Here is a 14,447-nt window from a genome sequence, read left to right as displayed (position 1 = left end):
TTGCGACGATGACAACGAAAGTCAAAATATGCGGGCTGCGCGATGAAGCGGGGCTCGAAGCTGCGCTGAACGCGGGTGCCGACTATGTCGGGTTCGTGTTCTTTCCGCGCAGTCCACGTAACATCGCACCGCCAATGGCGCGTGTGCTCGCCGACAGAGCGCGCGGGCGTGCGAAGATCGTTGCGCTGCTGGTCGATCCCGACGATCAGCTGCTCGAAGAGGTGGTGGGCGCGGTTGACCCCGACATCATCCAACTGCACGGGGCGGAGAGCCCTGCGCGGGTCGGCGCGGTGGCGCGGCGGTTCGGCAAGCCGGTGATGAAGGCGGTCGCGGTCGCTGATGCTGACGATGTCACCGCCGCGCTCAGCTACCGGGGTGTTGCCGAGCGCATCCTGTTCGACGCCAAGCTGCTGCCCTCCGAAGGCATGGATCTGCCGGGCGGTAACGGCATCGCGTTCGACTGGCAAGCGCTGGCGGGCCTTGAAGACGGGCTCGATTTCATGCTGGCAGGGGGCCTTACCCCGCTCAACGTCGCCGAGGCGGTGCGGTTGACCCGGGCGCCTGCGGTCGACGTCTCCTCGGGGGTCGAGACCAGACCCGGTGAAAAGGACCCCGAACTCATCCGCCGCTTTATTAGCGCGGCAAAGACGGCTAATCAGACCCCCTGAACGAAGGCCCGCGTGCAAAGGGCCGCAAAGGATCGACAATGGCGAGCGCGAACGACAAGTCGAAGGACGCCAAACTCAATACCCTGCGCAGCGGGCCCGACGAGCGCGGGCACTTCGGCATTTTTGGCGGCCGCTTCGTCGCTGAGACGCTGATGCCGCTGATCCTCGATCTGGAGAAGGCCTACAACGAGGCAAAGGCTGATCCGAAGTTCCACGCGGAGCTGGCCTATCTCAACACTTATTATTCGGGGCGGCCGAGCCCGCTCTATTTCGCCGAGCGGCTGACCGAGCACCTGCGCGAAGTATCTGCCGCCTCCGGCGGCGCGGGGGGCGCGAAGATCTATTTCAAGCGCGATGAGCTCAATCACACGGGCTCGCACAAGATCAACAATTGCCTCGGCCAGATCCTGCTGGCCAAGCGCATGGGCAAGACGCGCATCATCGCCGAGACCGGCGCGGGCCAGCATGGCGTTGCGGTGGCGACGGTGTGCGCGCGCTTCGGGCTGCCGTGCGAAATCTTCATGGGCGCGACCGACGTGCAGCGGCAGAAGCCGAACGTTGCGCGCATGCACATGCTGAAGGCGAAGGTGAACCCGGTGACGAGCGGCGCGGGCACCTTGAAGGATGCGATGAACGAGGCGCTGCGCGACTGGGTGACCAACGTGCACGACACGTATTACATCATCGGCACGGCGGCGGGCCCGCATCCCTATCCGGAACTGGTGCGCGACTTTCAGTCGATCATCGGCAAGGAAGTGCGCGAGCAGATGCAGGCTGCGGAAGGGCGGCTGCCTGATACGCTCGTTGCTTGCATCGGCGGCGGGTCGAACGCGATCGGCCTGTTTCATCCGTTCCTCGACGATGAGAGCGTGAAGATCTACGGCGTCGAAGCCGGCGGTCACGGTGTTGACGTCGAGAACGGGCACGCGGCCTCTATGACAGGCGGCCGGCCGGGTGTGCTGCACGGCAACCGCACGTATCTTCTGCAGGACGCCGAAGGGCAGATCCTCGAAGGGCATTCGATCTCGGCGGGCCTCGACTATCCGGGCGTTGGCCCCGAGCACTCGTGGCTGAAGGACACCGGTCGCGTCACCTACGTGCCGGCGACCGACAAGGAAGCGCTGGATGCATTCCAGCTCTGCGCGCAGCTCGAAGGCATCATTCCGGCGTTGGAGCCGGCGCATGCGCTGGCGTTCGTGCAGAAGCTCGCGCCGACGCTGCCGAAGGACAATCTGTTGGTCATGAACATGTGCGGGCGCGGCGACAAAGACGTGTTCGCCGTCGCCGGCTATCTCGGCATCGATATTTAGGGAGGCAGTTGGCAGTCGGCAGTGGCAATGGGCACTCAACTGCCTACTGCCGACTGCCCATTGCCTTCTCAGACATGAGCAAAGAGCGTCTCCCCCCCACCCGATCGCTAACGCGGTCGACCTCTCCCCAACGGGGAGAGGTTAAGCGGTGCGCGGTCTTTCACCTCTCCCCGTTGGGGAGAGGTCGGTTCCGGCTTTGCCGGAACAGGGTGAGGGGGAGTTCTCATATCGTGCCAAGCTCATGGAGTATGCTCTCGAGCACACCGTCGAGGTTTCGGTACACGTCGTCGTTGGTGACGCGAACGACGTGGAAGCCGAGCGATTCAAGTATGCGGGTGCGCTCCGCGTCGCGGCGCATTTCCTCCGGCGTTGAATGCGTGGCGCCGTCGACTTCGATAATGAGCTTTCCAGCAATCGTTACGAAGTCGACGATGAAGCGGTCGATTGGATGCTGGCGCCGAAACTTCCAGCGACCCAGCTGCCTGTTGCGCAACTCGCGCCAAAGCAGGTCTTCGGCACTGGAGGCGGTTCGCCGAAGCGACCGCGCGCTCGCCTTAAATTGTTTCATCCCCCTCACCCGGCCGCTGGCGCGGCCGACCTCTCCCCAACGGGGAGAGGTTAGCACGGACCAGTTCGACCAATGAGCAAAGAGACACGCATCGATCGGCGTTTCGCCAAGCTGAAAGCCGAGGGACGGCCGGGACTCGTCACGTTCATCACGGCAGGCGATCCCGACCTCGAAAACTCGAAGAAGATCCTCAACGGCTTGCCGGCGGCGGGTGCGGACGTGATCGAACTCGGCATGCCGTTCTCCGATCCGATGGCGGATGGTCCGGCGATCCAGGCGTCGTCGCTGCGCGCGCTGAAGGCCGGGCAGAAGATGCGCGATACGCTGGCTATGGTCGCCGAGTTTCGCCGCCAGGACAACGAAACGCCGATCGTGCTGATGGGTTACTACAACCCGATCTACGTCTATCCGGGCGAGGCTTTCATTGCCGACGCGCTAGCTGCGGGTGTCGACGGACTGATCGTCGTGGATCTGCCGCCGGAGGCCGATGACGAGCTTTGCGTGCCGGCGACCGAGAAGGGGCTCAACTTCATTCGCCTCGCCACGCCGACCACCGACGACAAGCGGCTGCCGGCGGTACTCAAGAACACCTCGGGCTTCCTATATTACGTGTCGATCACCGGGATCACCGGTTCCGCGGCGCCAAACGTTAATAATGTTCAAAAGCAGATCGCCAGGATCAAAGAGTCGACGGCTCTTCCCGTCGCGGTCGGTTTCGGCGTAAAAAGTGCCGATCAGGCGAAGGCGCTCGGCCAGGTTGCCGACGCTGTCGTCGTTGGCTCGGCGCTTGTCGGTACGATCGAGAAGAGCCTCAGCGCCGATGGTCGCTGCACTAGCGAGACGGTGCCGGCTGTCCTAGATTTGGTCGGCTCACTAGCGGCCGCGGTGCGGGCCGCTTGAGCCCAGCCGATGCCGCAGTTAACCGCTTCGTTGCCGCAGTGCGGCAAGAGGCCTATAAGCGCCATAATTAGAGGGACGTTCTCGCCTGTGTGTTAGGCTGAACCCCTTGAAATACAAGCATACACTGCCGAATAGTCGGGCCATGTCGAGAGGCCAAAGAGCGTGAACTGGATTAACAACGTCGTCCGGCCGAAGATCCGCAGCTTTCTGACGACGAAGCGCGAGGTCCCCGACAATCTGTGGATCAAGTGCCCCGAGAGCGGGCAGATGGTCTTCTACAAGGACCTCGAGGCGAACCAATTCGTGGTGCCCGGGTCCGACTACCATATGCGCATGGCGTCGGATGTGCGCCTGGAGTTGCTATTCGACGGTGGTCAGTTTGCGCGCGTGCCGATCCCGTCCGTCCCGCTCGACCCCTTAAAGTTCCGCGACGGCAAGAAGCGCTACACCGACCGCCTGCGCGATGCCAAGGCAGAGACCAACCTGGAAGACGCGGTGCTGATCGGCGAGGGCAAGCTCGACGGCATGGAGATCGTGGCGGCAGCCCAGGACTTCCGCTTCATGGCCGGATCGCTCGGCATGGCGGCGGGCGAAGGCGTGATCGCCGGTATGCTGCGCGCGGTCGAGAAGAAGACGCCTTTCATTCTGTTTGCGGCCTCGGGCGGCGCACGCATGCAGGAAGGCATCCTGTCACTGATGCAGATGCCGCGCACGACGATTGCGGTGGAGCGCCTGCGTGAAGCGGGGCTGCCTTATATCGTGGTGCTGACTGACCCGACGACCGGTGGCGTGACGGCATCCTATGCGATGCTGGGCGATATCCACATCGCGGAGCCGGGCGCGCTGATCTGCTTTGCCGGACCGCGCGTGATCCAGCAGACGATCCGCGAGAACCTGCCGGAGGGCTTCCAGCGCGCCGAATATCTATTGGCGCATGGCATGATCGACATGGTCGTGCATCGCCATCAGATGCGCGAGACGCTGAGCCGGATCTGCCATCTGTTGATGCACCAGCAGCCGTCGAAGCATGTCGACAAGAAGAAGCTCAACGGCAAGACGCACCTCAACGGCAGTGCCAGCGAAGCCCATCTCATCACCACGACCACGCGCACGACAACGGCGCAGGTGATCGAGCCGGAGATCGTCGAACCCGAGGAGCGTTTCGATCCGGCGCGCATCGAGCACCACGAAAGCGAAAGCAGCGCCGAGGAGGCGACGACGCGTTCGCTCCCCAAAGACAGACAGCACTGATGTCAGCTGCCAACCCATTGCGGTCCCTCGGGCGGTTCAGTGCCGGGGGGCCGCTGCTCAATCCGCCATCAGCGGCGCGCCGAGCTTAGCGGCGGAGGGCCCCATGCCGACGAGCGCAAAGCTCCTCGCCGAAATGAAGTTGTTGCACCCGCTGCTGATCGATCTATCGCTCGGCCGGGTCGAGCGGCTGCTCGCAAAGCTCGGCGATCCGCACAAGAATCTGCCGCCGGTCGTGCATGTTGCGGGAACCAACGGCAAGGGCTCGGTTACCGCGTATCTCAAGGCGATGCTGGAGGCGGCGGGTGCGCGCGTGCATGTCTATACGTCGCCACATCTCGTTCGCTTCCACGAGCGCATCGAACTCGCCGGGGCGGACGGCAAGGCGGCGCCGATCGGCGAAGCTGAGCTGGTCGATGTGCTGACCCGCGCGCAGGCGGTCAACGGCCATGACGACATCACGCAGTTCGAGATCACGACGGCGGCGGCGTTCCTCGCGTTCGCGGAGAATCCTGCCGACGTGCTGCTGCTCGAAGTCGGGCTTGGCGGGCGGCTCGATGCGACGAACGTGGTCGAGCGGCCGGCGCTGGATGTGATCACGCCCATTTCGCTCGATCATGCGGAGAAGCTCGGCGCGACTCTCGGCAAGATCGCAGCTGAGAAGGCCGGTATCTTGCGCAATGGTGTGCCGGCGGTGATCGCGCAGCAGGACCCCGAGGCCGAGGATGTTATCCGCGCGGAGGCGCTGAGGGTTGGCGCGCCGCTGATCGTTTGGGGCGAGCACTTCGACGCTTACGAGCAGCGCGGGCGTCTCGTCGTGCAGTCGGAAGATCTGCTGCTCGACCTGCCGCTGCCATCACTGGTCGGCTGTCATCAGGTGGTGAACGCGGGCACGGCGGTTGCCGCGGCGCTGCGGCTTGCCGCTATGCTGCCGCACCTTGGCATAGGCGAACGCGCAATCGAGCAGGGATTGACGGGCGCACGCTGGCCGGCGCGGATGCAGCGTCTCGACAGCGGGCCGCTGCCGTCGCTGCTGCGTCCGGGCGTAGAACTCTGGCTCGACGGCGGGCACAATCCGGCGGCGGGGCGCGCGCTGGCGCAGACGCTGGCCGATCTCGAAGAGCGCTCGCCAAAGCCGCTGCATCTCATCGTCGGGATGATGGGGCTGAAGGATGCGGCCGGGTTCCTGGCGCCGTTCCGCGGGCTTGCGCGACACGTGATTACGGTGCCGATCCCCGGTGCGCATGAGGCGCCGCATGCGCCGGAGACGCTGGCGGAGACCGCGCGCGAAGTGGGCCTCGATGCCGAAAGCGCCAATGACATCATCGCTGCGCTGAAGCGCACGGATGCGGTAGAGGCCGGGCCAAAGCGGGTGATGATCTGCGGATCGCTCTATCTTGCCGGCCACGTGCTCGGCCTGCAGGAAGGCGTCGAGCCGCAGGCTAATTGAAGTGTGCTGACACGGGCTGAGAGAAGCTTTGATTGCGGCTTTTCGCTCGCAAGCTGATGGCCGGCGCTCGCGCCGGGCGCCGTTGGCGCCTTGCCGCTTCGCGGCGACCGGAGCTGGGGTTCAGTGGCCAATGCGGGGCAGCGGATGACGATTTCAAACGAAGAAGAGCTCGATCGACTGAAGGGGATTGGCCGCGTTGTGGCGAACACGCTCGCTGCGATGGGTGCTGCGATCGAGCCAGGAATGACCACGGGCGAGCTGGACGCGCTTGGCCGAGCTCTGCTGGAGAGGGCAGGGGCTACCTCTGCTCCCGAGCTCTGCTACGGCTTCCCTGGGGCGACGTGCATCAGCGTCAACGAGGAGATCGCGCACGGCATACCGGGTGAGCGTCGGATTGCCAAAGGCGACCTGATCAACATCGACGTTTCCGCGCAGAAGGACGGCGTTTTCGCGGATACGGGTGCATCATTCGCTGTGCCGCCGGTTTCCAAATCGATCGAGCGGCTGTGTCGCGATGGACGGCGAGCGATGTGGACCGGTATCAGGCAGGTCGGTGCCGATAAGCCGCTCGGTGGCATCGGAAAGGCGATCGGCGCATTCGCACGCCGCAACCGCTACACGCTCGTTCAGAACCTCGCCAGCCACGGCGTCGGGCATTCGTTGCACGAGGAGCCGACAGAGATTGCGACTTGGTTCGATGCATCCGAGCGGCGGATCATGAATGAAGGGCTCGTCTTCACGGTCGAGCCATTTTTGTCGTTGGGTGCGGAGTGGGCGGAGGATGGCGGGCCCGCTGGAGATGCGTGGACGCTCTTTGGCAGCCCGAGGGCGCCGACGGTGCAGTACGAGCATACCGTGGTTGCGACTCACAACGGGCCTTTGGTCGTCACCTTGCCGGGCTAGCTATCGGCACCCGAAGTCTTGTGAAGCAATCAGGCGCGGTCGACGAAGCTGTCGACGACGCGTTTGCGGCCGGCGGCGTCGAACTCGATGGTCAGCTTGTTGCCGTCGACGTCGGTGACGGTGCCGAGGCCGAACTTCTGATGCAGCACACGCTCGCCGCGCTTGTAGGTCGCGGGCTCTGAAGAAGAAGCGACAAGCTCACCCTCGATGGTAAGGGGCCCGCGCTTCTTGCGATGATCGGACGGGCTCCATTTTTTTTGCTCAGCGTGGGTACGTTCCTTGACGCGCTCCTGCGCCCGCTGCCAGCCGGGCGTGTCGTAATGGCCCTCGAACGGCTCGGCTTCGTCGAAGCGGCTCTTCGCATAGCCGGAGCGGCCGAAGGTGCCGCCGAAGTTTTGGTAGGCGCCGCCGAAAGGCATCTTGGCTTCCGTCACCTCGACGTGAGCTTCGGGCAACTCGTCGACGAAGCGCGAAGGCAGCGCAGATTGATAGAGCCCGCGGTTGCGGCGGTTCTGGGCGAAGGAAACCTTGGCGATGCGTTTTGCACGCGTAATGCCGACGTAGGCGAGGCGGCGCTCTTCTTCGAGACCGGCCTGGCCGCTTTCGTCGAGAGAGCGCTGATGCGGGAAGAGGCCTTCCTCCCAGCCGGGCAGAAAGACGATCTCGAACTCGAGGCCCTTGGCGGCGTGCAGCGTCATCAGTGAGACGCGCTCGCCGTCGCCAGCCTGGTCGACGTCCATGACGAGGCTGACGTGCTCGAGGAAGCCTTCGAGCGTTTCGAACTCGTGCATGAAGCGCACGAGCTCTTTCAGGTTTTCCAGGCGCGACTGAGCCTGAGGGCTTTTGTCTGCCTGCCACATGGCGGTGTAGCCGGACTCATCAAGGATCAGCTCGGCAAGCTCGGTGTGCTTCATGGTGCGGATCTGGCCGCGCCAACGCTCGAAGCTGGCGACGAGATCGGCCAAAGCCTTGCGCGCCTTGCCGGGAAGCTCCTCGGTTTCGGCCATTAGCTGTGCGGCCTGATACATCGGCATGGAGCGGGCGCGGGCGAGCTCGTGTACGCGCTTGACGGAGGTATCGCCGATGCCGCGCTTGGGGACGTTGACGATGCGCTCGAACTTCAGATCGTTCGAGGGATTGGCGGTGATTTCGAGGTAGGCGATGGCGTCCTTGATTTCCTGGCGCTCATAGAAGCGCGGGCCGCCGATAACGCGGTAGGGCATGCCCATGGTGATGAAGCGGTCTTCGAAGGCGCGCATCTGGAACGAGGCGCGTACGAGGATCGCCACTTCGTTGAGCGGTTGGTTCGAGTGCTTTTGCATCGCTTCGATGTCGTCGCCGATGGTGCGGGCTTCTTCCTCGTCGTCCCATACGGCGGTGACGGCAACCTTGGTGCCAAGGTCACCATCGGTGAAGAGGGTTTTGCCGAGGCGTCCGGTGTTGGCGGTGATGAGGCCGGAGGCGGCGCCGAGGATGTGTCCGGTGGAGCGATAGTTGCGCTCCAGGCGAATGACGGTCGCGCCGGGGAAGTCCTTGTCGAAGCGCAGGATGTTATCGACCTCGGCGCCGCGCCAGCCGTAGATCGACTGATCGTCGTCGCCGACGCAGCAGATGTTGGGAGAGCCCTGGGCGAGGAGGCGCAGCCAGAGGTACTGCGCGACGTTTGTGTCCTGATACTCGTCGACGAGGATGTAGCGGAAGCGGCGCTGGTAGTCGGCGAGTACATCTGGGTGCTGCGTGAAGAGGCGCAGGTTCTCCAGCAGCAGATCGCCGAAGTCGCAGGCGTTCAGTTCTTTGAGACGCTGCTGGTAGGCGGCGTAGAGTTGGGCACCTTTGCCGGCCGCAAAGCCATAGGCCTCGCCCGCGGGGACTTTGTCGGGCGTCAGACCGCGGTTTTTCCAGCTGTCGATTAGGCCAGCGAGCTGGCGCGCGGGCCAGCGGTCCTTATCGAGTTTCTCGGCCTCGATCACCTGCTTCAGGAGGCGGATCTGGTCGTCGGTGTCGAGGATGGTAAAGCCGGATTTCAGGCCGACAAGTTCGGCGTGGCGGCGCAGGATCTTGACGCCGATGGAGTGGAAGGTGCCGAGCCAGGGCATGCCTTCGACGGCGCCGCCGACGAGGAGGCCGATGCGCTCCTTCATCTCACGGGCGGCTTTGTTGGTGAAGGTTACGGCGAGCATCTGGCCGGGATAGGCGCGGCCGGTGGCGAGGATGTGGGCAATGCGCGTCGTGAGCACGCGGGTTTTGCCGGTGCCCGCCCCGGCGAGGACGAGTACGGGTCCATCGACGGCTTCGACGGCGGCGCGCTGCTCGGGATTGAGGCCATCAAGATAGGGCGCGGCGGCCAGTGGCGCGACGCCTGCGCTTTGCAGGGCGCGGGCGGAGATCGATTGCCGCGGTGCAGAAGGCGCGGGCGCCGGCGGCGTTGCTTGGGGAAGATCGAACGGGGGTTCGTCGGTGTCGTTCATCGGCGCTGCAGACGTAGTCTGGACGGGGGCTGCCGGCAGGTCGAACGGCAACTCGTCCGCGTCCTCCGAAGATGCCGCGTTCGCCAAATGTTTTCTCGTGTGCACCATGGTTTCGGACTACAGCACCCGGCCTCTGCGGGCAACGCCCGCGGTCGCGCAACTCACATCAGATATGGGGACCAGCGGACATAGCCGCCATATGGGTCCTTTGCGCCCAATGTTTGGGCGGTATGAGGCGCCTTCCAGTCTTGGCTATGCGCCATTTTTCTGTTGCGCTGACGTGTGATTGTGCTCCGATCGCGATCAAGACTGACGAGCGCGAATAAGCTAGAGTGCGCGCAAACCTGGGGGGTGCGGCGGGCCGGATTTGCTCGCGCGTGCCCTGCTGGCTTGTTGGGGACCGACCGGTGGACTGTGGGGCGGTGCGCTCCACGCTGCTTTGAGAGAGGGCCGAATACCGATTCGGTACCTGAAAGGTTAGATGAGCAACGGGCTTCTTTATATCGCGGGGCTGATCTCGCTCGCCCTCGCCGCGCTGTTCGCCGTTCCTTATTTCGTCGATTGGAATGGGTATCGGGGCGTGTTCGAGGAAGAGGCAACGCGCATCCTGGGGCGCGAGGTCCGCGTCGGCGGGGACGTCAACGTGCGCTTCCTGCCTTCGCCCTACGTCAGCTTCGAGAAGCTGCGCATCGCCGATCCGACCGGTTCGACCGGTGAGCCGTTTTTCCGCGCCGAGAGCTTCACTATGCGCTTGTCGGCGCCGCCGCTGCTCAAGGGCGTGATCGAAGCGAACGAAATCGTTCTCGAGAAGCCATTCGTGCGGCTCGCGGTCGATGCGAATGGCCAGGGCAACTGGAGCAGCTTCTCGATTGCGCCTGGGTCGCTGCCGTTCGTTCCGGCGGGAGTCACGCTGCAATCGGTGAAGATCAACGACGGCACGATCGCGCTGCATGGGCCGAAAGGTATCGGGTTCGCCGAGGTCGGCGGCCTCAATGGCGAGCTGAAAGCCGAATCGATCGAAGGGCCATTCTCGTTCAAGGGCGTCGCCGTCTGGGATGACGGCGCGCGCGATGTGCGCATTGCAACCGGCGCGGCTGATGCCGACGGGAGCATCCGGTTCAAGGCGACGGTCCGTGGCACGGGCGCGGGCTCCAATCTTTATGCGATCGATGGGCGCCTGCAGGATGCCAAGGGCAGGCCGCGGGTTGACGGTGACATTACGGCCAAGTTGACGTTGTCTCCGGACGAAGCGGCGCTGACGTCCGCGCCGGCGGTTCCGGGCGGCAAGGCGGAGGCGCCGCTCGTCGATTTCAAGGCGCGGATCGACGGTAATGCCGAAGGTCTGCGTGTCGACGATATTGCGCTTTCGTTCGAGCATATCGGTCAGCCGCAGCTCATTGCAGGCTCGGCAACAGCCACCTGGACCGACGCTTTGAAGATCGACATGGGGCTGTCGTCGCGTTGGCTCGACCTCGACCGGGTGGCGAAGCCGTCGGCGGCGGGTGCACCGTTCGAGACCGCGCGCAGCTTCATCCTTGCGATGATGGAAGCGCTGCCGAAGAACGCGGACAGCCGTGTTGCCTTTGATCTCGATCAGGCAACGCTCGGTGGCGAGGCGGTGAGCGACATCAAGCTCGAGGTGATGCGCAACGGTGGCGTGCTAGGGGTTAGGAACCTGCGCGCAGGACTGCCGGGCGGCGCGCGCATTGCGCTGGATGGCGCGGTCGATGCGGCGGGTGCGAAGAGCCAGGCGTTCAGGGGGGACCTGACGCTGTATGGGACCAGTCTGGCCCGCTTCCTGAACTGGGCGGTGAAGGACAAAGCCGTCGCCGAGGCGGTGCGTAACGAGGGGCCATTCTCATTGCAGGGCGATCTCGCCTTGAGCGAGAACGCCATCGACCTGACCGACGCGGGCGCCGAGATCGGCGGACGCGCGATGACAGGCGCAGTGCATTACAGCAAGAAAGAGAGACCGCGCTTCGAGCTGGCGCTCGAAGGCGTCGAGATCGACGCTGGGGAGTTGTGGCCTGCCGGGATCGCTGGGCTGAAGCGCGTGCTGGCCGGCGGCGAGGCAGACGCCGCGCCGGAAAAGGCGAAATTCGCCTGGCTGGATCCGGCTGCGACTGATGTTCAGCTGCGGCTGCGCGCTGGCTCGCTGCTGGCGGGCAAGGACCGGCTGCGCGACGTCGACATGGACATCGGCATCAATGGCGGTCGTCTCGATGTGCGGCGCGCGGCCTTCGCGTCCGACAACGACCTCAACGTGGAGATCGATGGCAGCGTCGCGGAGACGATGAAAGATCCGCGCGGGTCGCTGCACTGGACCATCGCGGCGCCGAGTAAGGAGGCGTTCGGCACGCTGGTGGCACTGTTCGATCTTGATGATGAAACGCGCCGCCAGGCAGACGCGCTTTCCGCGCTTACGCCATTGCGTCTCGCGGGCTCCGTCGAGCTTGGCAGGCGCCTGCCGCAGTCGGCAGATGTCTCCATCGATGGCAGCGTGCAAAGCGGCGGGCGGCTGGTGATGAGCGCGCTTCTCGATGGCGGTCTCGATGGATGGCGGGCGGGCCCGGCGGATGTCACCGCGACCGTCAACAGCGCGGATGTCGGAGCAGCGTGGGAAGCGATGAGCGGGCGTCCGTCCGTCGTACGCTCTAAAGCCACTCCGATCGCGGGCGAGATATTCTTCAAGGCTGTTGGCACCGGCCTCAGCGGCATGACGGCGACGGCATCGGTGAAGGCGCCAAACCTGTTCCTGGGCTACGATGGGCGCGTAACACTGCCAGCAGATGGTCAGCGCGGTCTCGACGGCGAACTGCGCGTTGCGGCCAACGGTCTGGCCGACGTGATGGAGGTTGCCGGCCTCGGTGGCGGCACGTCGTTGGAGCAGATCGCGGTCAACGGCTCGATGCGCGTCGTCTCGAGCGATCATACCTTCGAGCTGCATCCGGAGCGGCTGACGCTCGGCGGCAGCAAGGTATCGGGCGCGGTTGCGCTTTCTTATCCGAGCGAGGGTGCGGCCATCGTCACCGGTGCGCTCGATGTCGATCAAGCGACCATTCCGGGATTGCTGGCATTCGTGCTCGATCGGCAGGAGGTGGCCGAAGCGCCCGGCGCCGAGCCGCTTGCGGCAGGCAAGACCATCTGGCCTGAGCATGCCTTCGACTTCGCTGCGCTCGATGGTGTCGAAGGTAAGCTCAACGTCACCTTCGGCAGTCTGGTGCTGACGGAGAAAATGGCCGTTGCGAAGGCCAAGGCCGAAGTCGAACTGGCCCCGGGGAAAATCGCAATCAGCAACCTTGCCGGCAAAGTGCTGGGCGGGGACATGACAGCCAACGTCGCGCTCGATCGGGCGCCGGGCGGCGCGAGCCTCAAGGCAAACGTGCGCATAGGCGACATGCAGGTGCGTGCGGTGCAGCCGGGGCAGGCGGCCGACGGCGTGAAGGATCAGAAGGCATCGCTGGCGCTGGAGTTCTCCGGGCATGCGTCGACGCCTGGTGCGCTCGTTTCGGTGGTGAGCGGCAAGGGTGAGCTGCAACTGGGCGACATTGCCGTGGCGGCGCCGACGCCGCTGGCGGTCGTGACAACCTCCGAAGCTGTGCTGAGCGGCGATGCTGGCGGCAGCGGCGAAGCGCTTGCAAGCGCTCTGCGCAGTCAGATCGACGCCAACAAAGTGAAAATCGGCCCGAGGACGGTAGCCATCGACATTGCGGACGGCGCGGCCAAGCTCGCGCTGGTGACGCTGGAATCCGACGCGGGAAAGACAAAGGTCGAGACGACTGTCGACCTTGCTTCGCTGATGGTGGACAGCGCCTGGGTTGTCGAGCCGCGCGGGCCGGATGTGCCGCAGGCGGAGAAGCCACGCCATGGGGCATTGCCTAGTGTCGGTGTCGTCTACACCGGTGCGCTCGCCAACCTGTGGACTCTCGATCAGCGCATCACGGTGGAGCCGCTGGAGCGCGAGCTGGCGATCCGCAAGATGGAACTCGATGCCGACCAACTGGAACGGCTGCACAAGGCGGATGCAGAGCGTGCACAGCGCGATGAAGAGCGGAGAAAAGCGCTCGAGTCCGACGAAAGCACGCCGGCTCCTCCGGTCCCCGGACCGGCTGAAGGCGGCCTGATGCCGTCCGATCCGCCAGCGGCAGCGACTCCGACCGATTCGACAACGCAGCAGAGCAGCGGACCCGTGACACCGGCGATCCCGCCGAGCAGTGCGAGTGCTGCGGGCCTTTCGGTGCCGCCCGCTCCAGGGCAGGAGGGTCAGACGTTCGGTGCTGCGCAGGCGGCGGATCCGGCGCTCGGTGCCCCAACTGAGGCCGGCAGCATTCCGCCTGCTGCCGAACCGGTTCCTGCGTATCGTCCGCGGCGCGTACAGCCGCAGCGACAGGTCCGTCCGAACGAACAGGTGCTGCGCAACCTGATGAATACGAACTGATCAGTGCGGCGGGATCAGACCGGCGGCGGCAGCGCGCGCTGGCGAAAATAGTCGAGGATCCAGACGCGCACGGCGCTCGAGAGCCCGGCTTCGCCGCGGGCCTTGTCGATGGTCGCTACGAGGCCGGCGAGAGAGGTATTCTCCAACGCGGCCACCTGCTGCAACGCATCCCAGAATGGGGCTTCCATGGAAATGGAAGTGCGATGGCCGCCGATGGTGAAAGAGCGCTTCGACGGACGCGCCATCTGTTGAAGTGACGGAGCCTCGACGCCGGTGGCCATGTCAGGTCTCCCGGTCGTCAGACTCGCGGCGCATGGCTTCGAGCCGGCGGGCATTCAGTTCGGCTTCGGCGCGGGTTGCCTCGCGCTCGTGTTTGGAGCGGCCGAACTTGGCGCGGTTCTCGTCGGCGAGCACCTCCGCCTCACGCCGCAGCTTGGCTTTGCGTGCTCGTCTCAGATTGATGATCTCGGCGGTCATGGCTCGAAATCCAAAAG

At 64.7% G+C, this 14,447-nt stretch carries 11 protein-coding genes; 7 read left to right on the top strand and 4 right to left on the bottom strand.

Annotation, left to right across the window (positions count from 1 at the left end; all coding sequences use genetic code 11):
- Positions 1–8: 8 nt before the first annotated feature.
- Together ACP15D_RS09335 and trpB are read left to right on the top strand one after the other, a co-directional pair.
- Positions 9–668, top strand: coding sequence for a phosphoribosylanthranilate isomerase (locus ACP15D_RS09335; protein WP_424957248.1), 660 nt, complete (start codon positions 9–11; stop codon positions 666–668).
- Between the two features lie 38 nt (positions 669–706).
- Positions 707–1,978, top strand: coding sequence for a tryptophan synthase subunit beta (trpB, locus tag ACP15D_RS09330; protein WP_424957247.1), 1,272 nt, complete (start codon positions 707–709; stop codon positions 1,976–1,978).
- A gap of 223 nt (positions 1,979–2,201) precedes the next feature.
- Here trpB and ACP15D_RS09325 read toward each other — a convergent pair whose 3' ends face one another.
- Entirely contained in the window at positions 2,202–2,546 is a 345-nt protein-coding gene (locus tag ACP15D_RS09325) for an endonuclease domain-containing protein (RefSeq protein ID WP_424957246.1), read from the bottom strand.
- Positions 2,547–2,618: 72 nt separating this feature from the next.
- Here ACP15D_RS09325 and trpA point away from each other — a divergent pair, with 72 nt between their 5' ends.
- The 4 genes from trpA to map all read left to right on the top strand — a co-directional run bounded on the left by trpA (position 2,619) and on the right by map (position 7,047).
- Positions 2,619–3,446: a tryptophan synthase subunit alpha gene (gene trpA / locus ACP15D_RS09320; RefSeq protein WP_424957245.1), complete on the top strand. Its 828-nt coding sequence runs from the start codon at positions 2,619–2,621 to the stop codon at positions 3,444–3,446.
- Positions 3,447–3,608: 162 nt separating this feature from the next.
- Positions 3,609–4,697 carry an acetyl-CoA carboxylase, carboxyltransferase subunit beta gene (gene accD / locus ACP15D_RS09315; RefSeq protein WP_424957244.1) on the top strand — a complete coding sequence of 363 codons (1,089 nt, stop codon included), beginning with the start codon at positions 3,609–3,611 and terminating at the stop codon, positions 4,695–4,697.
- 103 nt (positions 4,698–4,800) lie between these two features.
- A complete protein-coding gene (locus ACP15D_RS09310; RefSeq protein WP_424957243.1) occupies positions 4,801–6,144 on the top strand; it encodes a bifunctional folylpolyglutamate synthase/dihydrofolate synthase in 1,344 nt (447 codons plus the stop codon).
- Between the two features lie 144 nt (positions 6,145–6,288).
- Complete coding sequence (gene map / locus ACP15D_RS09305) at positions 6,289–7,047, top strand: type I methionyl aminopeptidase (protein ID WP_424957242.1); 759 nt, start codon at positions 6,289–6,291, stop codon at positions 7,045–7,047.
- 29 nt (positions 7,048–7,076) lie between these two features.
- Here the strand turns inward: map and ACP15D_RS09300 are convergent, their stop codons facing one another.
- On the bottom strand, positions 7,077–9,515 hold the full coding sequence (locus ACP15D_RS09300) for an ATP-dependent helicase (protein ID WP_424959206.1): 2,439 nt from the start codon (positions 9,513–9,515) through the stop codon (positions 7,077–7,079).
- A gap of 481 nt (positions 9,516–9,996) precedes the next feature.
- Here ACP15D_RS09300 and ACP15D_RS09295 point away from each other — a divergent pair, with 481 nt between their 5' ends.
- A complete protein-coding gene (locus ACP15D_RS09295) occupies positions 9,997–13,953 on the top strand; it encodes an AsmA family protein (RefSeq protein WP_424957241.1) in 3,957 nt (1,318 codons plus the stop codon).
- Between the two features lie 14 nt (positions 13,954–13,967).
- Here ACP15D_RS09295 and ACP15D_RS09290 read toward each other — a convergent pair whose 3' ends face one another.
- Together ACP15D_RS09290 and ACP15D_RS09285 are read right to left on the bottom strand one after the other, a co-directional pair.
- The gene (locus tag ACP15D_RS09290; RefSeq protein ID WP_424957240.1) at positions 13,968–14,234 is read right to left on the bottom strand and encodes a ribbon-helix-helix domain-containing protein; all 267 of its coding nucleotides are present in this window, start codon (positions 14,232–14,234) and stop codon (positions 13,968–13,970) included.
- Between the two features lies 1 nt (position 14,235).
- On the bottom strand, positions 14,236–14,430 hold the full coding sequence (locus tag ACP15D_RS09285) for a DUF4169 family protein (protein ID WP_424957239.1): 195 nt from the start codon (positions 14,428–14,430) through the stop codon (positions 14,236–14,238).
- Positions 14,431–14,447 lie beyond the last annotated feature (17 nt).

Origin of the sequence: Hyphomicrobium sp. 1Nfss2.1 (genome assembly GCF_965243865.1) — a bacterium.
Taxonomy (GTDB): Bacteria; Pseudomonadota; Alphaproteobacteria; order Rhizobiales; family Hyphomicrobiaceae; genus Hyphomicrobium_A.
The sequence above is the reverse complement of the archived record's forward strand: the minus strand, read 5'-3'. Positions and strand labels throughout refer to the sequence as shown.